The sequence below is a fragment of the Alphaproteobacteria bacterium genome (genome assembly GCA_005883305.1).
Classification (GTDB): domain Bacteria; phylum Pseudomonadota; class Alphaproteobacteria; order Sphingomonadales; family Sphingomonadaceae; genus Allosphingosinicella.
Genome location: VBAC01000001.1, coordinates 1,518,812 through 1,537,725 on the forward strand (window position 1 = coordinate 1,518,812; position 18,914 = coordinate 1,537,725).

19 protein-coding genes are annotated in these 18,914 nt (G+C 67.4%); 7 read left to right on the top strand and 12 right to left on the bottom strand.

Translation table 11 applies throughout. From position 1 onward, the window contains the following. The first annotated feature begins 4 nt into the window (after positions 1-4). Positions 5-784 carry a hypothetical protein gene (locus E6G92_07660; GenBank protein TMJ19637.1) on the top strand — a complete coding sequence of 260 codons (780 nt, stop codon included), beginning with the start codon at positions 5-7 and terminating at the stop codon, positions 782-784. 145 nt (positions 785-929) lie between these two features. Here the strand turns inward: E6G92_07660 and E6G92_07665 are convergent, their stop codons facing one another. From E6G92_07665 to E6G92_07675, 3 genes are read right to left on the bottom strand one after another with little or no spacing between them, the layout of a single operon-like run. After that, positions 930-1,316 (bottom strand): DUF1318 domain-containing protein, encoded by a 387-nt coding sequence (locus tag E6G92_07665; protein TMJ19638.1) that lies wholly within the window; start codon positions 1,314-1,316, stop codon positions 930-932. Further along, positions 1,316-1,501: a YnbE family lipoprotein gene (locus E6G92_07670; protein TMJ19639.1), complete on the bottom strand. Its 186-nt coding sequence runs from the start codon at positions 1,499-1,501 to the stop codon at positions 1,316-1,318. The genes E6G92_07665 and E6G92_07670 overlap by 1 nt, the downstream gene beginning before the upstream one ends. 47 nt (positions 1,502-1,548) lie before the next feature. After that, the gene (locus E6G92_07675) at positions 1,549-4,704 is read right to left on the bottom strand and encodes a hypothetical protein (GenBank protein ID TMJ19640.1); all 3,156 of its coding nucleotides are present in this window, start codon (positions 4,702-4,704) and stop codon (positions 1,549-1,551) included. 41 nt (positions 4,705-4,745) lie between these two features. Here E6G92_07675 and radC point away from each other — a divergent pair, with 41 nt between their 5' ends. Beyond that, the gene (gene radC / locus E6G92_07680; protein ID TMJ19641.1) at positions 4,746-5,432 is read left to right on the top strand and encodes a DNA repair protein RadC; all 687 of its coding nucleotides are present in this window, start codon (positions 4,746-4,748) and stop codon (positions 5,430-5,432) included. Here the strand turns inward: radC and E6G92_07685 are convergent. Then, positions 5,429-5,923 (bottom strand): hypothetical protein, encoded by a 495-nt coding sequence (locus tag E6G92_07685; protein ID TMJ19642.1) that lies wholly within the window; start codon positions 5,921-5,923, stop codon positions 5,429-5,431. The two genes, radC and E6G92_07685, sit on opposite strands and share 4 nt — an antisense overlap. A gap of 71 nt (positions 5,924-5,994) precedes the next feature. Between E6G92_07685 and E6G92_07690 the strand changes: the two genes are divergently transcribed. Continuing rightward, complete coding sequence (locus E6G92_07690) at positions 5,995-7,305, top strand: adenylosuccinate lyase (protein ID TMJ19643.1); 1,311 nt, start codon at positions 5,995-5,997, stop codon at positions 7,303-7,305. A gap of 12 nt (positions 7,306-7,317) precedes the next feature. Here the strand turns inward: E6G92_07690 and E6G92_07695 are convergent, their stop codons facing one another. Next, positions 7,318-8,337, bottom strand: a complete 1,020-nt coding sequence (locus E6G92_07695; GenBank protein TMJ19644.1) for a tail fiber protein — start codon at positions 8,335-8,337, stop codon at positions 7,318-7,320. A gap of 68 nt (positions 8,338-8,405) precedes the next feature. Then, entirely contained in the window at positions 8,406-9,401 is a 996-nt protein-coding gene (locus E6G92_07700; GenBank protein ID TMJ19645.1) for an MBL fold metallo-hydrolase, read from the bottom strand. Here E6G92_07700 and E6G92_07705 point away from each other — a divergent pair. Next, positions 9,376-10,083, top strand: coding sequence for a glutathione S-transferase (locus tag E6G92_07705; protein ID TMJ19646.1), 708 nt, complete (start codon positions 9,376-9,378; stop codon positions 10,081-10,083). The two genes, E6G92_07700 and E6G92_07705, sit on opposite strands and share 26 nt — an antisense overlap. Before the next feature lie 10 nt (positions 10,084-10,093). Here the strand turns inward: E6G92_07705 and dnaJ are convergent, their stop codons facing one another. After that, positions 10,094-11,215, bottom strand: a complete 1,122-nt coding sequence (gene dnaJ, locus E6G92_07710; protein TMJ19647.1) for a molecular chaperone DnaJ — start codon at positions 11,213-11,215, stop codon at positions 10,094-10,096. Between the two features lie 142 nt (positions 11,216-11,357). Next, complete coding sequence (gene dnaK / locus E6G92_07715; protein ID TMJ19648.1) at positions 11,358-13,286, bottom strand: molecular chaperone DnaK; 1,929 nt, start codon at positions 13,284-13,286, stop codon at positions 11,358-11,360. On the opposite strand from dnaK, the gene E6G92_07720 reads away from it, so the two are divergent. Both E6G92_07720 and E6G92_07725 read left to right on the top strand, forming a co-directional pair. Beyond that, complete coding sequence (locus E6G92_07720; protein ID TMJ19649.1) at positions 13,207-13,851, top strand: copper chaperone PCu(A)C; 645 nt, start codon at positions 13,207-13,209, stop codon at positions 13,849-13,851. The two genes, dnaK and E6G92_07720, sit on opposite strands and share 80 nt — an antisense overlap. Before the next feature lie 61 nt (positions 13,852-13,912). After that, on the top strand, positions 13,913-14,410 hold the full coding sequence (locus tag E6G92_07725) for a PH domain-containing protein (GenBank protein ID TMJ19650.1): 498 nt from the start codon (positions 13,913-13,915) through the stop codon (positions 14,408-14,410). 197 nt (positions 14,411-14,607) lie between these two features. Here the strand turns inward: E6G92_07725 and E6G92_07730 are convergent, their stop codons facing one another. Both E6G92_07730 and E6G92_07735 read right to left on the bottom strand, forming a co-directional pair. Next, complete coding sequence (locus tag E6G92_07730) at positions 14,608-15,396, bottom strand: phenylalanine 4-monooxygenase (protein TMJ19651.1); 789 nt, start codon at positions 15,394-15,396, stop codon at positions 14,608-14,610. A gap of 171 nt (positions 15,397-15,567) precedes the next feature. Then, positions 15,568-16,773, bottom strand: coding sequence for a serine hydrolase (locus E6G92_07735; GenBank protein ID TMJ19652.1), 1,206 nt, complete (start codon positions 16,771-16,773; stop codon positions 15,568-15,570). Here E6G92_07735 and E6G92_07740 point away from each other — a divergent pair. Further along, positions 16,745-17,296 (top strand): HNH endonuclease, encoded by a 552-nt coding sequence (locus E6G92_07740; protein TMJ19653.1) that lies wholly within the window; start codon positions 16,745-16,747, stop codon positions 17,294-17,296. The two genes, E6G92_07735 and E6G92_07740, sit on opposite strands and share 29 nt — an antisense overlap. A 42-nt stretch (positions 17,297-17,338) precedes the next feature. Here E6G92_07740 and grpE read toward each other — a convergent pair whose 3' ends face one another. Together grpE and hrcA are read right to left on the bottom strand one after the other, a co-directional pair. Beyond that, the gene (gene grpE / locus E6G92_07745) at positions 17,339-17,863 is read right to left on the bottom strand and encodes a nucleotide exchange factor GrpE (protein TMJ19654.1); all 525 of its coding nucleotides are present in this window, start codon (positions 17,861-17,863) and stop codon (positions 17,339-17,341) included. Further along, positions 17,860-18,900, bottom strand: a complete 1,041-nt coding sequence (hrcA, locus tag E6G92_07750; protein ID TMJ19655.1) for a heat-inducible transcriptional repressor HrcA — start codon at positions 18,898-18,900, stop codon at positions 17,860-17,862. The genes grpE and hrcA overlap by 4 nt, the downstream gene beginning before the upstream one ends. Between the last annotated feature and the right edge of the window lie 14 nt (positions 18,901-18,914).

Here is an 18,914-nt window from a genome sequence, read left to right on the forward strand (position 1 = left end):
TACGATGCTGTCACGCGCCTTCCTGGCCCTCGCCGGATTGCTCCTCCCCGCCGCTGCCTTGGCCCAGGACCCGCCGCAGGACCCGTCCTGTCCGCTCGGCGACATGGCGTCGGCGCGGCCGCCCGGATCGCTGTGCATCGGCCGGCTGACTCGCGGCTACGCCTTCGCCCTCGCCTACGATGCTGAGATCCGTACTGTGCCGGCGCTCGAAGCGATTATGAGGGAGGAGGCGCGGCGCGCCGAAAGCTGGATCGCCGGGATCGCGCGGGATTGGGTGCGGGAACGCGAGCAGGCGGGCGCCGAGATCTTCCCGCTAAGCTATTCGGGCCTATGGTCGATCGACGCCGCCGCGCCCGATCTGGTCGCGGCGTCGGGCTCGATCCAGCATTATACCGGCGGGGCGCACGGGGGGATCGAGTTCAAGACGATCCTGATCGACCGCCGCCGGGGCCGGCGGATCGCGCTCGCCGATCTGTTCACCGATCCCTCGCGCGCGTGGCCGCTCGTCCAGAACGGCTTCTGCGCCGCGCTCCGCCAAGAGATGGGCGAGCGGCGCGGCACAGACGAATCGGGCGCCGAATGTCCGGTCCCGGCGCAGCAGCCGATCACCTTGAAACTCGGGCCGGGCGGGCGGATCGACAGCTTCTACGCTTTGCTCAATCCCTATGTGGCCGGAAGCTGGGCGGAAGGACCCTACGATTTCGCCTTCCCGGTGACGGTGGAGCTGCTCGCACTCATCAAGCCGGAATATCGCGAGGCGTTCGCGGTTCGCGCCGCCGATTGAACTTTCCTCCCTGTCCGCACAGCGGATGGGGAGGGGGACCGCACGAAGTGCGGTGGAGGGGCTTCAGGCGCCGATGGCCCGTCCACCATGCGTCGCATGGTCCCCCTCCCCATGAGCTACGCTCACAGGGAGGAAAGGGATTCACTCACCCGCAATGGCTCGGCCGAGGCACCGGCTCGTTGCCGTTGCGCTGGCGCCAGACGCCGTCGGGCAGGCGGTAATATTGGCCGGGGCCGACTCGGCCGGAGAAGAGCTGGCAGGCGGTGGCCGCCGCGACCTCCTCGATCGTCGCCCCGCGCTGGGTGGCGAGCTGGGTATAGGCCGCGCGTCGCTGGATGTTGACCTGCTCCATTTGCGCGCGGACGTCGGCCGGCGCGGCGCCGACGAGGCCGAGATAGCCGTCGGACTGCTCGCCGACCTGGCCCGAGGCGCGCAGCTGCCCGGCGGCGTCCTGCATGGCGTAGGCGCGCGTTACCGCGACCACGGCGATGCCGATGCCGGCGGCGATCAGCAATTTGGTTCGGCGGTTCATCAGAATACTCCCGGGTTGTTCTGGATCAGCTCCTGCGCGTCGCGCTGGAGCCTGACCACGACTTCCTGGCGGATGGTAATGTTGAGGTTGATCTCGATCGGCCGCTCCGGCGCTGAGACGTTGACGCACCCGCCAAGCCCGGCCGCCGCGGCGATCACCGACAATCCTCCTCCGATCCGCTTCATTCCTTTCCGGCTCGCATCGCGGGCCCGGTTCGTCAAGCTTGGCAGGATCATGGCTGAGGCTCGCTTTCGTGAGGCTGAACGTTGTTGTCAGGCTGTGTTTCAAGAAGCTGCGGGAGCGCGGCGCGGATCAGTTCGCTCGGATCCTCGAACGAGCGCGCCGTTGCGAGCAAGGCGCGGAAGCGGCCCTGGATGCGGATATTGAAGTGGAACGGGATTCGCGCGAGCTGGCCGAGCACCCGACCGACGACCATCGCCCTGATCCCGCCCGCGGGCTCGCGCGTGCCGGCGACGTCGCGGGCGATGCCGTCGAGATTGACGTGGGTGATGAACTCCCCGTCGAGCGCGCCGTCCATGGTCAGATCGAGCCTGCTGTAGCGCATCGACTTCAGCGCATCGAAGGCGAGGATGCCGTAGGGGCCGAGATCGCGGTCGGAGAGCTCGCCGACATAGGAGAGGGTGCCGCCCTCGGGCCGGGCGACGAGGTGGCCGCCCACGATCCGTCCGCCCGCCTGGCTGAACTGCATGGGGACGATTCCGTCGAACGTGCCGGTGGCGGCAATGTTGCTGAATTCCATCTGCTGGATGAAGCGCGCCGCGTCGAGCCCCTCGACCCGGAAGGTGAGGTTCTTGGTCGATTCGCGGCTGAAATCGAGGATCGTCGGCTCCAGCGTGAGCGTGCCGCCGGCGAACGGCCAGCGCCCGCTCTCGACCGCTACATGGTAGTTCGGCTGGAGCTGGTAGCGGACCACGCCGTCATAGACATCGATGCCCGGCTGAATCAGGCGCACCCGCGCCTCCTGGTGGGGGGCGCTGGCGAGGCCGAGCAGGTCGGTGAAATCGATCGTCGTCGACAGCCCCTCCACCGGCCCGAACGGCGCCGCCAGGTTCATGTTCGACGTCGAGAATTGGCCGGAGCTGCGCGAGCCGCGCGAATCCCATTCGATCCGTCCCTGTCCGGAGACGCTGCCATCCACCAGGGCGACGACGCCGACGGTGTAGGGGGTGAGCGCCTCGGGCTGGAATTGCGGCGTGAAGCGCAGATCGGACACGTCGAGCAGGGCCCGCCCGGCGCCGCTGGCGAGATCGTGGTCGATCGTGGCCAAAGCAACGCGCGTACCGCTTTGGGGATGGGCCAGGGTCCCCGTCACATGGAGCCGGTTGCCCGCGAGGGTCAGGCGCACGTCGTCGCTGCGCAGCGGATGGAAGCGAAGCGGCTCCGCCGTGTCGAGAGCCGCGAGCCGGCCGTTCGCGGAGAGGGTCCCGCCGCGCAGCCGCCAATCGCCCTGCGCTTCGCGAACCTCGATCGCAACGCCCGCCAGCGCGCCGGAAAGGCCGGCGAAGCGCCCCGCCATGCCGCCAGGGACGAAGCGCCCGGTGAGGCTGGCGGCCTCGAAACGGCTTATGCGCATGATCCAGCCGGCGCGCACGGTCAGGCCCGCCGCGGCAAAGCCGCCCGCGTCGATCCGAAACCGGCTGGCGGCGAGCGCGATCGGGACGCCGCCCATACGCCCGGCGAGGCGAGGCCCCCGGAGCTCCGCCCCGAAATGGATGCCGCCGCCATCGCTCCACAGCAGCGCGCGGCCGGTGGGGCAGATCGGCAGGCGGCTCGGGCCTATCGCCAGCCCTTGGAGCTGCAAGGCCTGGAAAGAGGCGGTAACGCAGCGCTCGCCGAGAGCGAAGCCGCCGCGTCCAAATCGCCCGGTCAGCGGAAGCCTGAGGCCACGGACGCGGCCATCCCCGAGCGGCCCGTCGACGAGCGCGGTGGTTCGGAAGGTGGTGGTCCCGCCGCCGGTGGTGAACGCAATTTCGCCCAACGCCAGCCGCGCGCCGCCAGCGGACATTGGGGCGATTTGCCCCGCGCCGATCACCACGCCATCGGAGCCGCCGGCGAACGCCAGTCTCGTGTCGGGGAATCCTCCGCCGGTCAGAGTGAAGTCGCGGTCCAGCTGTAGCGCCCCGCTCGGCCAGGCATAGCTCAACGCCGCGCCGCCCGGGGCGGTCAGGCGCGCGCCGCTGCGACTCGCAACGTCGATCGACGCCAGCCGCAACGAGCCGCCGCCTGAACCCGTATCCAGCAGGAGAAGGGCTTCACCCTCGGCGCCGCCGCGCCCTGCATTCAGCACGGCCCGAGCGAGCGCCTCGCCAATCGGGCCGAGCGGCGTGCCGCGCGCCCCACGCAGCCCGGAGGTGATCGAGGCCAGCGCCGGCTCGGCCACCCGCAGCCCGTGGACGGCGAGGGTGGCCTCCATCGCGAACTGGTTGCGGCGGGCGGCGAGATCGTAGCGTCCGGCGACGGCGGCGCTCGTGCTTCGCAGCATGCCCAGTGCTGCGGCACCGGTGTCGATCGAGAAATCGCCGCGGGTCCGGTCGGCCGTCCCGTCGAAGCCAACTCGACCTTCAATGCCTGCGACGATCTGCGTGCCCGCGCGCAGGTTGGCGATGCGGGTCGCGGCAATGCCGCGCCAGCGGTCCAGGGCCGGCGAGAGCTGCGCGCCCAGCGCGAAGAGCGGCCGCTCGGCGGTGAAGCCGCCGCCGCAAGCGAGTCGCCGGATTGCGGCCGGTCCGTTCACCTGCGGCCGCTCGTTCTCGACGCGCAGGCGGAGGCGGGCGACGAGGCCGTCCAGCCTGCACGTGCCCAGACGAAGCTCGCGGGAGGCGAGCGCAATGCCGCCGATGAAACCGTCCGCCAGATTGCCCCGGCCGGCAAAGCCGATGGCGAGCCGCCCGGCGGGCGTGGCGAGATCAAGCGCCGCGTCTTTCAGGTCGAGACGCTGGTCGGGCAGGCGGAATGGCTGCCCGCTCGGCGGCGGAAGCAGCTTATCGACTTCGCCGAGCGTAAGCCGCCCGTTCTCGATCCGGCCGTGCAGGCGCACCCCTCGCGCGGTGATCAGGCCGATCCGCGGCCCTGTGAGCCCGATGAGCACCTGCACCTCGACTCGCCGGGCGGTGAGATCGGGACGGCGCGGGTCGCCGAGCGCGAGATTTTCGAAGATTTGAGTGCCGAGCCCGATCCGCCTGATCTCGTAGGTCGCGCGCACGCCGCGGGCGCGCAACTCGGCCTCGATATAGCGGGTGGCGAGGTCCTCACGCATCGGCCAGACGATGGCGAAGGCGAGGACGAGGAGAAGCGCCAGCCCGAGCAGGGCGATGCCGAGCCTCCGCGGCCAGCGCCGCTTCCGCACCACTTCAGTCGCTTCATCCACGCCGTTTGCCTAACCGGACGGCCCGTTTTAATCCATTGCCGATGGCCGACGACGCCTCGATCGACGGCGCGGGACACCGCGCACGCCTCCGCCAGCGCCTGTTCGTGGGCGGACCGGATGCTTTGCTCGACCATGAGATCGTCGAATATCTGCTCGGCCTGTCGATCAAGCGGATGGACACCAAGCCGATCGCCAAGCGGCTGATCGCCCAGTTCGGCGGCTTCGGCGGGCTGCTCGCCGCCGATCCGCATGCGCTCGAGCGGGTCGGCAAGCTCGGCGAGACGACCGTCGCCGCGCTCAAGATCGTCCAGGCCGCGTCGCTGAGGCTGCTCGAGGAGCAGATCAAGGAGCGGCCGGTGCTCGGCTCGTGGCAGGCCCTGCTCGATTACCTGCGCGCCGACATGGCGCATGAGCCGATCGAGCGGGTGCGCGTGCTGTTTCTCAATTCGAAGAACGTGCTGATCGCCAACGAGACGATGTGGGAAGGCTCGGTCGACGAATCGGCGGTCTACATCCGCGAAATCATGCGCCGCGCTCTCGACCTTCACGCCACCGCGATCATCGTCGTCCACAACCATCCGTCGGGCGACCCCTCGCCGAGCCAGCAGGATATCCGGCTGACCCGCGACCTCGCCGCCGCCGGCCGCAACCTCAACGTCACGCTCCACGACCATGTGATCATCGCCGCATCCGGCCATTCGAGCCTGAAAGGACTCGGCCTGATCTAGTCGGCCGGTGCTGCGGAGACCCGAACGAACCTCGGCCGTTCGGCCACCGGCCGCCAGCTGTCGCCGCTGCGAATTTCCTGGCTGACGACATAGGCATCGTCACCGTCGCGCGTCCAGGTGCCCCGCATCTGCGTCGGCGGGTCCGCCAGGGGAATGCTTAGCTCGAAGGCGAGTCCCTGCGGGGCGGGCGCGGCCGTCCCGCGGATGATCAGCCCTTGCGACTGGTAATAGTCGAACCGGATCTGGCGCGCGCCCGAATCCCAGCGATAGATCGTCTCTCCCGCATAATCGGCGCCCGTCAGGCGATGGCGGTCTCTCACGAACCGCCCGCCGTACATGCTGGTGAAGCAATGGGTGTCGGTCACGTGACCGTTTCCCATGGTCGTGCGCCAGCAGGAGCCGACGAGAAAGGCGAGAGGCTGAAGCTCGGGCGCGAGCGTTTGCGCCGGAGCGGGCTGGGCAGCGAGGAGGAGGAAGCCGAGTGCGATCATATCGAAGGCTTGCCTGACGGGGCCTCGGTCCGTCAAGTTGCGCGTCCCCGGCGCGGTTGCTAGGCGGCCTCATGGTTCCCCGCTACGCCCGCCCCGCGATGACCGCCCTTTGGGAACCGGAGGCGCGTTTCCGCATCTGGTTCGAAATCGAGGCGCACGCGACCGACGCTCTGGCGGAACTCGGCGTGGTGCCGAAGGAGGCGGCAAAGGCGCTTTGGGACTGGTGGGCGACCGATCCGGCGATCGACGTGCCGGCGATCGACGCGATCGAGGCGGTCACCAGGCACGACGTGATCGCCTTCCTCACCTGGGTCGCGGATCAGGTCGGCGAGCAGGCGCGCTTCATGCACCAGGGGATGACCAGCTCCGACGTGCTCGACACCTGCCTCGCGGTGCAGCTGTCGCGCGCCGCCGACATATTGATCGCGGATCTCGACGCGCTGCTCGAAGTGCTGAAGCGGCGCGCGTTCGAGCACAAGCTGACGCCGACGATCGGCCGCAGCCACGGCATCCATGCCGAGCCCGTCACCTTCGGCCTCAAGCTCGCGCAGGCCTATGCCGAGTTCGCCCGCAATCGCGCCCGTCTGCTCGCGGCGCGAGCCGACATCGCCACCTGCGCCATCTCCGGCGCGGTCGGCACCTTCGCCAACATCGATCCCAGGGTTGAGGCCTATGTCGCTCGGAAAATGGGCCTGACCGTCGAACCCGTCTCGACCCAAGTGATCCCGCGCGATCGTCACGCGATGTTCTTCGCGACCCTCGGCGTGATCGCCTCCTCGGTCGAGCGGCTGGCGACCGAGATCCGGCATTTGCAGCGGACCGAGGTGCTGGAGGCCGAGGAATATTTCGCGCCGGGCCAGAAGGGCAGCAGCGCGATGCCGCACAAGCGCAACCCTGTGCTGACCGAGAATCTGACGGGCCTCGCGCGGATGGTCCGCGCCGCGGTGACTCCGGCGCTCGAAAACGTCGCCTTGTGGCACGAGCGCGACATCAGCCACTCCTCGGTCGAGCGCTTCATCGGCCCGGACTCCACGATCACCCTCGATTTCGCGCTCGCCCGCCTCACCGGCGTGGTCGACAAATTGCTCGTCTATCCCGAGCGCATGCAGAAGAATCTCGACCGGATGGGCGGCCTCGTCCACTCCCAGCGCGTCCTGCTTGCGCTGACCCAAGCCGGCGCCAGTCGCGAGGATTCCTACCGCCTCGTCCAGCGCAACGCGATGAAGGTCTGGGAATCGGACGGGCGATTGTCGCTGCTGGAGCTGCTCAAGGACGACCCGGAGGTCACCGCTTTGCTCCCGCCCGCCGAGATCGAGGCCAATTTCGACCTCGATTATCACTACAAACACGTCGACACGATCTTCGCGCGCGTTTTCGGCTGACCGCCCCCTTGTTTAGCTCGCCAGCCCGGTCACCATCAGGCCGCGAAGGTCCGGAAGCGCGAAACTGGTCTTTCCGTCGCCGCCATAGATGGTGCCGATCAGATCGAAGAGCGGCTCGTTGGCCGAGACTTGCCACAGCGAGCCGTCGCAAAGCGCCCAGCCCGCAGGCACCTGCGCGCCGCCATAAGCGATGATTTGGCCGAGAAACTGGCCGGTGTCGGGAAAGGCTCCTGAACCGGAGCTCGGCGGAACGGGCCCTTCGATCGAAATCAGATAATTGACGCCGAGACCCGGTATCGGCCCGGCGATCTGCTGGCCGAGCGCCACCGGTGCCCGGCCCGGGCCCTGACCCGCGCCGACCGGGGCGGCGCCATTGAGATCGGGCAGCATGAAGTCGAGCCCGGCGCTGCCGCCGAAGGCCGTGCCGATCGCTTCATAGAGCGGGACCCACTGAGCGACCGCCAGCGTGCTGCCGTCGCAAAAAGCCCAGCCGTCCGGCGCGTAATTGCCGCCGAACATGGCGAGCGTGCCCGGTTCCGGTGCGAGCGTCGAGGGTCCGGTCGAGATCAGCCACGTCAGGCCCAAAGTGCCCTGCCCGAAGCTTCCGACCTGCTGCGGCTCGCCGATCGCGGCCCGGCCGACGAGATTGGGAATGCCGAACGTCCTGATCGCGTCGCCGCCGAACGAGGTTCCGAACACCGAGAACAGAGCTTGATTGCTCGGCGGATTGCTGAGCTGCAGGACCTGCCCTTCCGCGCGCGGCGCGCCGAAAGCGGGGCTGAGGCCCGCGAAGGTCTGGACCATGGCCAGGGTGAAATAGGCATTGGTGCCGCCGTCGCCTCGGGTCGGAAACTCGCCGGAAAGGGCAACGAGCTGCGGCATCGCCTTTGTCGTCGGGCCCGGCGCCGGCCTGAAGGCGTCGACATCGGGTTCCTGCGTCCCGGGGCCTGGTGCCGGATGCGCTTCGGGCTCAGGGCTGCCCAAGCCGAGCAAGCGCTGCAGGCTGCGGAGGAACGCGCGAATCGAGGCCATGTCGGAGTTCTCCCACGGAGGATGCGCCGGTCCGTTTAACCTATGATAGGAGGATTGCGTGCGAAGGGCTAGCGGCGCTCCTCGCCGATCCCCCCATGGTCGCGCATCAGGCTTCGGTAAACCGTCTCGGTGAACGAGGCGCCGGTGATGAAGTCGCCCGGGTGGGCATAGGCGTCGGCATGGCCCTCGGCCTTGAGCTGATCGAGCGTGCGCCCGGCCGCGATTCCCTGGCCGACGCGATTGCGGACGTGGATCAGCATGTCGCGGAAGCGCTCGAGATCGGCTTTGTGCCCGATCGGGCCATGGCCGGGGATCACGACTGTGCGCTCATCCGCCAACTCGATCCCCTGCGCTACTCCGGCGATCATCCCGTCGATCGATCCGCCCGAATCGAGATCGATGAACGGCAGCATCCCGTTCCAGAAGACGTCGCCCATGTGAAGCACGTTCGCGTGGGTGAAATAGACCAAGGCGTCGCCGTCGGTATGGGCGTTGGCGACATGGACCACGCGCAAATCGTCGCCGTTCAGGTGGAACGTGACGCCCTCGGCGAAGGTCACGACCGGCAGCGCGCCCGAGGGCGACGGCTGAACGATCTCGCCGCGCACCAGCTGCTCGGCCGACATCCGCCGGCGGACATTGTCGTGGGCGACGATCACCGCCCCGGTGCGCGCGACATTCTCGTTCCCGCCGGTATGATCGCCGTGCCAGTGGGTGTTGATGACGAAGCGCACCGGATCGGGGTCGAGCGTCCGGATCGCGGCGAGGATCCGCTCCGTCAGCGGCGCATATTGATCGTCGATGATGATGTTGCCGTCCGCGCCGTAGGAGAGGCCGATATTGCCGCCCCGGCCGAACAGCACGGCGACTCCGGGCGCGACCCGCTCGACCCGGATCTGGACGTTCTCCATAGTGCTCGTCTGGGCGGCGGCTGGCGCGGCGAGGGCGAGCAGCAGTGCGGCGGCGGCTTTCATCGGCATCCCCCTTTTGCGCGATGGATTAGGCCTTATGTCGGGCCTCTGTCGAGGGAGCAGCCGAATGAGCGACCTGTCCGCCTTCCCCATCGCCCGCCGCTGGCCCGCCGGGCATCCCGACCGGTTGCAGCTCTATTCGGTGCCGACGCCAAACGGCGTGAAAGTCTCGATCATGCTCGAGGAAACCGGCTTGCCCTACGAGCCGCACTTCATTCCCCTCGGCGAACCGGAGGGTACAGGGTCCGCCGAGTTCCGCTCGCTCAACCCCAACGGCAAGATCCCGGCGATCGTCGATCCGGATGGGCCGGACGGCCGTCCCATCGGCCTGTTCGAATCCGGCGCGATCCTCATCTACCTCGCCGAGAAAACCGGAAAGCTGCTCGGCACCGGCGCGCGCCGCTACGAGACGATCGCCTGGCTGATGTTTCAGATGGGCGGCGTCGGCCCGATGTTCGGCCAGCTCGGCTTCTTCAACAAGTTCGCCGGCCGCGAGTGGGAGGACAAGCGCCCGCTTGCACGCTACGTCGCCGAGGCGAAAAGGCTGCTGGGCGTGCTTGAGGAGCGGCTCGAAGGACGCGAATGGATCGTGGGCGATTATTCGATCGCCGACGTCGCGACCCTGGGCTGGGTCCGCAACCTGATCACCTTCTATGAAGCGCGGGAACTGGTCGAGTTCGACGCTCTATCCAACGTGCCCGCCTGGTTGGAGCGCGGGCTGGCGCGGCCGGCGGTGCAGCGCGGTCTGACGATTCCCGCTCGTCCCGAGACATAGCCGCCCGCGGTTACGCCCCCAGCGCCACCTTGATCTTCTGGAAGAAGCCCCGCGAATTGGGGCATTCGTCGCCGGTCTCGGTGGCGCGGAACTGCTCGAGTATCTCGCGCTGCTTGGCGCTGAGCTTGGTCGGCGTTTCGACCTCGACCTGGATCACCATGTCGCCATGGCCGTTGCGGCCGACCGAGGGCATGCCCGCGCCGCGCTGGCGAAGCTGCTTGCCGGATTGCGTGCCGGCCGGGATCTTGATCTCGTGCGGAGTCTTGTCGAGGCCGGGCACCGTAATCGTCCCGCCGAGCGCCGCGGTGGTGAAGCTGATCGGGCAGCGGGCGAGGAGGTTGGTCCCCTCGCGCTGGAAGATCGCGTGGCGGGCGACGTGGACGAAGATGTAGAGGTCGCCCGCCGGCCCTCCGCGCACGCCCGCCTCCCCCTCTCCGGCGATTCGGATTCGGGTGCCTTCGTCGACACCCGCGGGGACGTTGACCTGGAGCGACTTGCGCTTCTCCACGCGCCCGTCGCCGCGGCAGGTCGGACAGGGATCGGCGATCGTCTGGCCGGCGCCGCGGCAATTGGGGCAGGTCTGGTCGATGACGAAGAAGCCCTGCCGCGCGCGAACCTGTCCGCGGCCGCCGCAGGTGCCGCAGGTCTTGGCCGAGGTGCCCGCCTTGGCGCCGGAGCCGTCGCATGGCGCGCAGGGCGCGGTCGTATCGAGCTGGAGCTCCACCGCGCGTCCGTTGAACGCGTCCTCGAGCGTGATCTGGAGGTCGTAGCGAAGGTCCGAGCCGCGCAGCACGTTGCCGCGCCCGCCGCCCTGCTGGGCGCCGCCCATGAACTCGCCGAAGATGTTGTCGAAGATGTCGGCGAAGGAGCTGAAATCCTGCGCTCCGCCGCCATTGCCGTTGCCGCCCTGGAAGGCGGCATGGCCGAAACGGTCATAGGCCGCCCGCTTCTGCGGGTCCTTCAGGCATTCATAGGCTTCGCTCAGCGCCTTGAACTTCGCCTCGGCATTGGTGCAGCCGCCGTTGCGGTCCGGATGGCATTCCATCGCCAGCTTGCGATAGGCGGATTTGATCGTGGCGGGGTCCGCCGTCCGCTCCACCTGCAGCATCTCGTAATAATCGGTCTCAGCCATTTAACCCTCGCCCCTCTGGGGAGAGGGAAGAGCCGCGAAGCGGCGAAGGGAGAGGGGCAGTGCCTGGCAATCACACACGCAGCTCATCTCCCAAATTCCCCCTCTCCCCGGCCCTCTCCCCAGAGGGGAGAGGGAGGGATCTTCAGCCCTTGCTCTCTTCATCGACTTCGGAGAATTCGGCGTCGACGACGTCCTCTGCGCCGCCCTCGCTGCCGGCCGAAGCGCCGCCTTCCGGCTGCGCCGCGGCTTCGGCTTGGCCCTTCTCGTAGATCGCCTGGCCGAGCTTCATCGCCACCTGCTTCAGCGCCTCGACCTTGGTCTTGATCGCGTCGGTGTCGTCGCCTTCGAGCGCGGTCTTGGTTTCGGCGACCGCAGCCTCGATTTCGGACTTCAGCGAAGAGTCGATCTTGTCGCCATGCTCGCCGAGCTGCTGCTCGGTGGCGTGCACCAGGCTGTCGCCCTCGTTGCGCGCCTCGGCTGCGGCACGGCGCTTCTTGTCCTCGTCGGCGAACTGCTCCGCTTCCTGGACCATCTTCTCGATGTCCGCGTCCGAAAGGCCGCCCGAGGCCTGGATTCGGATCTGCTGCTCCTTGCCGGTGCCCTTGTCCTTGGCATGGACGTTGACGATGCCATTGGCGTCGATGTCGAAGGTGACCTCGATCTGCGGCACGCCGCGCGGCGCCGGCGGGATTCCGACCAGATCGAACTGGCCTAGCAGCTTGTTGTCCGCCGCCATCTCGCGCTCGCCCTGGAAGACGCGGATGGTCACCGCATTCTGGTTGTCCTCGGCGGTCGAATAGGTCTGCGACTTCTTGGTCGGGATGGTCGTGTTGCGGTCGATCATCCGGGTGAAGACTCCACCGAGCGTTTCGATTCCGAGCGAGAGCGGGGTGACGTCGAGCAGGAGGACGTCCTTGACCTCGCCCTGGAGAACGCCGGCCTGGATCGCGGCGCCCATGGCGACGACCTCGTCGGGATTGACGCCGGTGTGCGGCTCCTGACCGAAGAACTCCTTCACCGTGTCGCGCACCTTGGGCATGCGGGTCATGCCGCCGACGAGGACGACCTCGGCAATGTCCGCGGCCTTGACGCCCGCGTCGGCCAGCGCCTTCTTGCAAGGCTCCAGCGTGCGCTTGATCAGGTCGGCGACGATCTTCTCGAGGTCGGCGCGGCTGATCGTCTCGACGAGGTGGAGCGGGGTCGAGGCGCCGCCCTCCATCCGCGCGGTGATGAACGGCAGGTTCACCTCCGTCGTCTGGGCCGAGGAGAGCTCGATCTTGGCCTTCTCGGCCGCTTCCTTGAGCCGCTGCAGCGCGAGCCGGTCGGTGCGAAGGTCGATATTCTCCTTCGCCTTGAACTTGTCGGCCAGGTAATCGACCAGCTTGGCGTCGAAATCCTCGCCGCCGAGGAAGGTATCGCCGTTGGTGGACTTCACCTCGAACACGCCGTCGCCGATCTCGAGGATCGAGATGTCGAACGTGCCGCCGCCGAGGTCGTAGACCGCGATCGTCTTTCCGTCCTGCTTCTCCAGGCCATAGGAGAGCGCGGCCGCGGTCGGCTCGTTGATGATTCGAAGCACCTCGAGGCCGGCGATCTGGCCGGCGTCCTTGGTCGCCTGGCGCTGGGCGTCGTTGAAATAGGCGGGAACGGTGATCACCGCCTGGGTGACGGGCTCGCCGAGATAGGCTTCGGCGGTTTCCTTCATCTTCTGGAGGATGAAGGCGGAAATCTGGCTCGGGCTGTAATCCTTGCCGCCGGCCTGGACCCAGGCGTCGCCGTTGGCGCCCTTGACGATCTTGTAGGGGACCAGCTCGGTGTCCTTCTTGGTGATCGGATCGTCGAAGCGGCGGCCGATCAGGCGCTTCACCGCGAACACGGTATTGTCGGGATTGGTGACCGCCTGACGCTTCGCCGGCTGTCCGATCAGGCGCTCGCCGTCCTTGGTGAAGGCGACCACCGAAGGCGTGGTGCGCGCGCCTTCCGCATTCTCGATGACCTTGGGTTTGCCGCCCTCCATGACAGCCACCGCGCTGTTGGTGGTGCCGAGGTCGATGCCGATCACTCTTGCCATGTCTATCCTCTTGTGCCCCAATAAAATTCAAGCCGCCCGCGGCCGCTTCCGAAGGCAGCGCGGGTGTTTACCGAGGCGATATAGGAGCCGAATTTCTTGCGACAAGAAGCCGGGCGGCACTAAGGGCACCGCCATGAGAATGCCTGTCCCGGTCCTGGCCGCCCTGGCCGCCCTCGGCGGATGCAGCCAGGGAAGCGATCCGACCTGCGCCGCGCCCATCGAGGCGTCGATCCGGCTGCCGGCCGTGCCGGCAGGCCCGGGCGCCGGCTATTTCCGGATTCCGTCCGACGCCGCGCTGGTCTCCGTCAGCTCGCCGCGCGTCCAGCGGATCGAGATGCACGAGACGATGTCCGGCGGCCGGATGACATCGATGCGGCCCATCGCGCGCGCAACCGGGGACGCTTGCGGCATCACCTTCTCGCCCGGTGGCCGCCACCTGATGCTCTTCGGAATCGACCCGGGGGTCCACGCCGGCGATGAAATTCCGCTGGTCTTCCATTTCGAACAGGGACCCCCGCGGACCGAACTTGCGCGGGTCGAATCCGCGGGCGGGGAGACCCGCTAGCAAGCGGTTTCGCGGCCACCTCGTCCATGCTAGCCATCGCCGGCGACAGGGAGGGTAGAAGATGGAAGCAGCGCTCGACACGTTCCGGCCCTCGACGCTCGGCTGGCTGCGCGGCACGCTCGCCGGATGGGGAACCGTCCTTCTCGCCCTCGCCGGGATCCTAGTGACACTCATGGGCTACGGCACCTGGTGGCTCGGCCTCACCGCCCTCGCCTCGCTGATCGTCGTGTGGAAGTGGTTCCAGAACGTCGCCGCGAAATATGAGGTCACCGAGGAGCGGCTGATCGTCCGCCGCGGGATCGTCAACAAGAGCATTGACGAGATCGAGCTCTACCGGATCAAGGACGTGCGCATCGACTTCACCCTCGTCAACCAGATGGCGGGCATCGGCCGGATCAGCGTCTCCTCGTCGGACGAGACCACCCGCGGCGGGGACTTCGTCATGCGCGACATCGAGCGCGCCCAGGAGCGCCGCGAGCAGCTCCGCCGCCTCGTCGACACCGCGCGGCAAAAACGCAGCGTGCGGGAAATCGACATGGTGCACGAGGACGCGCCTTAGGGTCGGGACTCAATTGGAATTGAGCTTTGGGGCAAAAATGGAGTCATCCCGGCGCAGGCCGGGACCCATGCACACCGACGGGTGAAAAAGGGGCCGCAAGTCCCGAGCTGCTTCTGCCAATACAGTGTTCATGGATCCCGGCCTTCGCCGGGATGACTGTGTAAACGAAAACGCTCAACCCCTTTTAAGTACCGACCCTAGGCCGGATCGAGGTCGGGCTGGCCTTCCAGCGCGTCATAGAGTTCGGGCAGTGCGACATCGTTCAGCATGCCGAGCAGCGCGTCGAAGCTCGGAATGACGAAATAGCTCTCCTGGAAGGCGTCCGAGCGGTAGCGGGTGCGAAGCACGCGCTCGATCTCGAACGGCCGGCGCCGCGGCTTCGGGCTTTCAAGCGCGAAGTGGGCCTCGCCGAAGCTGGAAAGAAGACCGGCGCCGTAGAGGCGAGTCTCACCCGCCTCCTCCGCAAGCCCGAACTCGACGCTGTACCAGTAGAGCCGCGACAGACGATGGAGCGCCCCGTGCTCGATCGCCGCCAGCCCTTCGGCGCCCATCGCCTGCATGAAATCGGCGACCGCCGGCTGGGCGAGCAGCGGCACGTGTCCGAACACGTCGTGGAAGACATCGGGCTGCTCGATATAATCGAGGCTGCCGCGAGCGCGGATGAAGTTGCCGGCCGGGAAGCGACGCTTGCTCAGATGCTCGAAGAACACGTCGTCGGGCACCAGTCCGGGGACCGAGACCACCGTCCAGCCTGTGCGCGCGAACAGCCGCTCGTTGAGCTCGTCGAAATCGGGAATTCCGGGCTTCGACAGCTTGAGGACGTCGAGCCCGCTGAAGAAGTCGGAGACCGCCCTCCCCTTCAGCTCCTCGGATTGGCGCGCGAAGAGCAGGTCCCACACGGCATGCTCCTCGCGGGTAAATCGCTCCCAATTCTGGGGGATCGTCCAATCGCCCCTCTGGGCCTTGATGATGGTCTCGGTCAGCATTGGTCTTCCTCACGCAAAGAAAAACCCCGCCCGGAGGTCCGGACGGGGCGTATCTGAAATCTGGCTTGTTAAGCGCGCGTCAGATCGGTCCCGCCCGGGCGAGCCGATAATAATAGACGGTTGCGATCATCGTGCGCATTGGTTCGTCGGTCGCTTTATCATGCCTGTCTGTCAAGGGGCTGAACGCCCCAGATGGGCCGCGAGTTGCTCCTCGATCTGGCGGAAGGCAGAGCGGCCGCGCGGCGGATCGTCGCCGTTGCCGGTGGAGATATAGGCGATCCCGGTGCCGGTGCGGATGTCGATCCACAGGCCCGAGCGCACGCCATAGGCGTCGCCGGCATGGCCGATCATGATCCGCCCGCCCCCGAAAAGATCGTCGTTGCAGCCGGGGGCGGCGAGTGGAAGGCTCTGCACAGCGAGGCCATAAGCGCAGTAGAAGCCGCCGTCGGTATCGCCGTTGGCGCCATCGAAGCGCCACTCCGGGCCGAGCATGGCCGTCAGGCTCTGCTCGCTGAGAAACGGGGCGCCCTGGTGCCAGCCGCGGTCGAGCAGCAGGCGGCCGACGGTGACGAGATCGCGCACCGACACGCGCAGGCCTCCCTGGGGCGAGAAGAGCGCGCCGTTGCTTCCGGGCTCATAGGTGGAGAGATCGCACCCGGACGGCGCCAGCACCGGGCAATCGGGGCGATGGCCGCCGAGGTCGTCGCGCATGACCGCTCCGTCGGCTCCGTAAAGCACGACCGCGCGCGCAACCGCCGAGTCGCTGCACGTCGTCCAGTTGAAGCAGGCGTCCATATGGAGCGGACCGAAAACGAGGCGCTGCATCAGCTTGTCGAACCGCTCGCCGGAGACTCGCTCCATCGCCGAGGCGATCACCGGGAAATTGAGGTTCGAATAACGGAAATAGGCTCCGGGCGCGTGCTCGGCGTCGAACGCCGCCGGGTGGGCGAGCGCCTGGCGCAGCGTCGTGCCGAGCGGAATCGCATAGTCGATCCCGTCCTTGAGCGAGGAGCGGTGGCCGAGCAGCAGGCGGAGCGTGACCGGCCGCTCGGGAAAAGCCGGGTTTCGCAGGCTCCAGCCGAGATAGTCCGAAACGTCGCGGTCGAGATCGAGCTTCCCCTGCTCCACCATCCGTATCACGCCCAATGCGACGACGAGCTTGGAAATCGACGCGATCCGCACAGGATCGTCGATCGTAAGCGCCCGCCCCCGCGCCCGGTCGGCGAGGCCGGAGGCGCCGGCGCTGTGGATTCGCGAGCCGTCGAACGTCGCCCAGGCATAAGCGGGCGCCGGCGAGGACGGAGCAGGCGCCGCCTCACGCGCCGGCACTGTCGCGCAAGCGCCGAGCATGAAGCAAAGGATCGGCAGCCGGGTCATACCCCATCGTCATTCCCGCGAACGCGGGAATCCAGCTTTTTCTTCGCTCGCGATTCACGATTTCTCAGAAAAATCGGGACTAATGAGCGCTATGGCTTCAAAATCCGCGCGCAAGGAAAATCCGCTCCACGCGGCTCGGCCCTGCCTTGAGGATATGCCCTACCGGGCGCTCGTCTTCAAAGAGCTGAACCATCATCAAAAGCCGCTCTATTGGGTCGCTGGCTCCGATGCCGATCCCTCAGGAGCGGAAAAAGCGCTCAAGGAAGCCCACCGAGTCCACGGCGGCAACTGCTTCTATTGCAAGAAACCGGTCGTACATGAGGAACTTACGATCGACCACGCCGAGCCGATAAAGGTTGGCGGACGTGACGAGATTCAGAACCTCCTCATTGCCTGCAAACCCTGCAACCGCCGCAAGGATCATAAGCCGATCGAGGCCTTCAATCCCGACGCCGGACATGAATGGCTGAGCGCCTTGCTCAAGCAAGTCCAGGATCGCCTGAACCGCCTCCAGAGCTTCTGAAAAAGAGCTGGATTCCCGCTTTCGCGGGAATGACGGAGGTGCTCAGCCCTTCCGCGCCACCCCGACCAGGGCCGGCCGGAGCAGCCGATCCTTGATCGTGTAACCGGCCTGCATCTCCTGGACGATCCTGCCCGGCTCCTCGTCGCTCGGCACTTCCAGCATCGCCTGGTGGAAATGCGGGTCGAGCATCTGGCCCATCGCTTCGACCCGGGCGATGCCGTGGCGCTGGAAGGCGGCGTCGAGCTCGCGGCCGGTCGCCTCGATCCCGGCGACCAGGCTCTTCATTCGATCGTCGGCGCGCAGGTCCTCGGGGATCGCGGCCAGCGCGCGCTCGAGATTGTCCTTCACGCTCAGCATGTCGCGGGCAAAGGCGGTCGCGGCATATTGCGTGGCCGCGCTTTTCTCCTGCTCGAGCCGGCGGCGGACGTTCTGGGTCTCCGCCTGGGCGTAGAGGACGTGCTGGCGCACCTCCTCCAATTCCTTCTCCAGCTCGCCCAGCCGGTCGAGGTTCATCTCGCCCGAAAGGTCGATCTCGGCGTCGTCGGTGGTGCTGTGTTCGTCGCTCATCTCAACAATCTCGATAGTGCCTTCGCAGTGAAATCCACCATGGGAACCACCCGCGCATAGTTCAACCGGGTCGGGCCGATCACGCCGACGACGCCGACCACTTTTCCGTCCTGCCCGCGATAGGGCGCGGCAATAACGGACGAGCCCGACAAAGCGAACAATTCATTCTCCGAGCCGATGAAGATTTTCATCGCCGCCCCGGAGCGCGCCTGATCGAGCAGGCGGGCGATCTCCTCCTTGCCCTCGAGCTCATCGAGCAGCTGGCGGACCCGTTCCAGATCGGCGGCGACATGCTCGTCGATCAGATTCGCCTGGCCACGCACGATCATCACCGGCCGGCGCGAGCCGTCTTCGGACCAGAGCGCCAGGCCGGCCTCGATCAGCTTGCGCGCAGCCTTGTCGAGCGCCGCATGCCCGTCGCGAATCTCGGCAGACAGGCGGGCCTGGGCGTCGGACAGCGTCAGCCCGGAAAGCCGGGCGGTGACATAATTGCCGACCTCCGCGAGCGTCCCGGCCGTCACCCCGTGCGGCAGATCGACAACCCTATTCTCGATGCGGCCGTCGCTGCCGACGACCACCGCCACCGCCTGGCCCGCCGAGAGGGGGACGAAGGCGAGTTGGCGGAGCACCGGCTCTTCCTTCGGCACCAGCACGATACCGGCGCAGGCGGACATGCCCGACAGCGCCGCCGTGGCATTGGCGATCGCCTCTTCGATCGGCCCGCCGCGGTCGAGCTGGGCGGCGATCGCCGCGCGATCCTCGGGCCGCGGCTCCGCGACCTGCATGATCCCGTCGACGAACAGGCGCAGCCCGCTCTCGGTCGGGATCCGTCCCGCCGAGGTGTGCGGCGCCGCGAGCAGGCCCGATTCCTCCAAATCCTGCATCACGTTGCGGATCGAGGCTGGCGAAAGGTTGAGCGTCGAGGTGCGCGAGATGGTCCGCGAGCCGACCGGCTGCCCGCTCTCCAGATAGGCTTCGACCACCATCCGGAACACGTCGCGCGCGCGGTCGCTCATTTCGCCGATGCTGGTGGTCATGGAAGGAGATGTAG

What these genes read in the sequence shown, in the direction of transcription:
- E6G92_07730 (TMJ19651.1), bottom strand. Translation starts at nt 15,396, where the DNA reads ATGCTGACCGAGACCATCATCAAGGCCCAGAGGGGCGATTGGACGATC.
- E6G92_07690 (TMJ19643.1), top strand. Translation starts at nt 5,995, where the DNA reads ATGGTTCCCCGCTACGCCCGCCCCGCGATGACCGCCCTTTGGGAACCG.
- E6G92_07695 (TMJ19644.1), bottom strand. Translation starts at nt 8,337, where the DNA reads ATGGCCTCGATTCGCGCGTTCCTCCGCAGCCTGCAGCGCTTGCTCGGC.
- grpE (TMJ19654.1), bottom strand. Translation starts at nt 17,863, where the DNA reads ATGAGCGACGAACACAGCACCACCGACGACGCCGAGATCGACCTTTCG.
- E6G92_07720 (TMJ19649.1), top strand. Translation starts at nt 13,207, where the DNA reads ATGACCTTGGGTTTGCCGCCCTCCATGACAGCCACCGCGCTGTTGGTG.
- dnaK (TMJ19648.1), bottom strand. Translation starts at nt 13,286, where the DNA reads ATGGCAAGAGTGATCGGCATCGACCTCGGCACCACCAACAGCGCGGTG.
- E6G92_07660 (TMJ19637.1), top strand. Translation starts at nt 5, where the DNA reads ATGCTGTCACGCGCCTTCCTGGCCCTCGCCGGATTGCTCCTCCCCGCC.
- dnaJ (TMJ19647.1), bottom strand. Translation starts at nt 11,215, where the DNA reads ATGGCTGAGACCGATTATTACGAGATGCTGCAGGTGGAGCGGACGGCG.
- E6G92_07740 (TMJ19653.1), top strand. Translation starts at nt 16,745, where the DNA reads ATGAAGCAAAGGATCGGCAGCCGGGTCATACCCCATCGTCATTCCCGC.
- E6G92_07670 (TMJ19639.1), bottom strand. Translation starts at nt 1,501, where the DNA reads ATGAAGCGGATCGGAGGAGGATTGTCGGTGATCGCCGCGGCGGCCGGG.
- E6G92_07665 (TMJ19638.1), bottom strand. Translation starts at nt 1,316, where the DNA reads ATGAACCGCCGAACCAAATTGCTGATCGCCGCCGGCATCGGCATCGCC.
- E6G92_07685 (TMJ19642.1), bottom strand. Translation starts at nt 5,923, where the DNA reads ATGATCGCACTCGGCTTCCTCCTCCTCGCTGCCCAGCCCGCTCCGGCG.
- E6G92_07735 (TMJ19652.1), bottom strand. Translation starts at nt 16,773, where the DNA reads ATGACCCGGCTGCCGATCCTTTGCTTCATGCTCGGCGCTTGCGCGACA.
- radC (TMJ19641.1), top strand. Translation starts at nt 4,746, where the DNA reads ATGGCCGACGACGCCTCGATCGACGGCGCGGGACACCGCGCACGCCTC.
- E6G92_07700 (TMJ19645.1), bottom strand. Translation starts at nt 9,401, where the DNA reads ATGGGGAAGGCGGACAGGTCGCTCATTCGGCTGCTCCCTCGACAGAGG.
- E6G92_07705 (TMJ19646.1), top strand. Translation starts at nt 9,376, where the DNA reads ATGAGCGACCTGTCCGCCTTCCCCATCGCCCGCCGCTGGCCCGCCGGG.
- hrcA (TMJ19655.1), bottom strand. Translation starts at nt 18,900, where the DNA reads ATGACCACCAGCATCGGCGAAATGAGCGACCGCGCGCGCGACGTGTTC.
- E6G92_07725 (TMJ19650.1), top strand. Translation starts at nt 13,913, where the DNA reads ATGGAAGCAGCGCTCGACACGTTCCGGCCCTCGACGCTCGGCTGGCTG.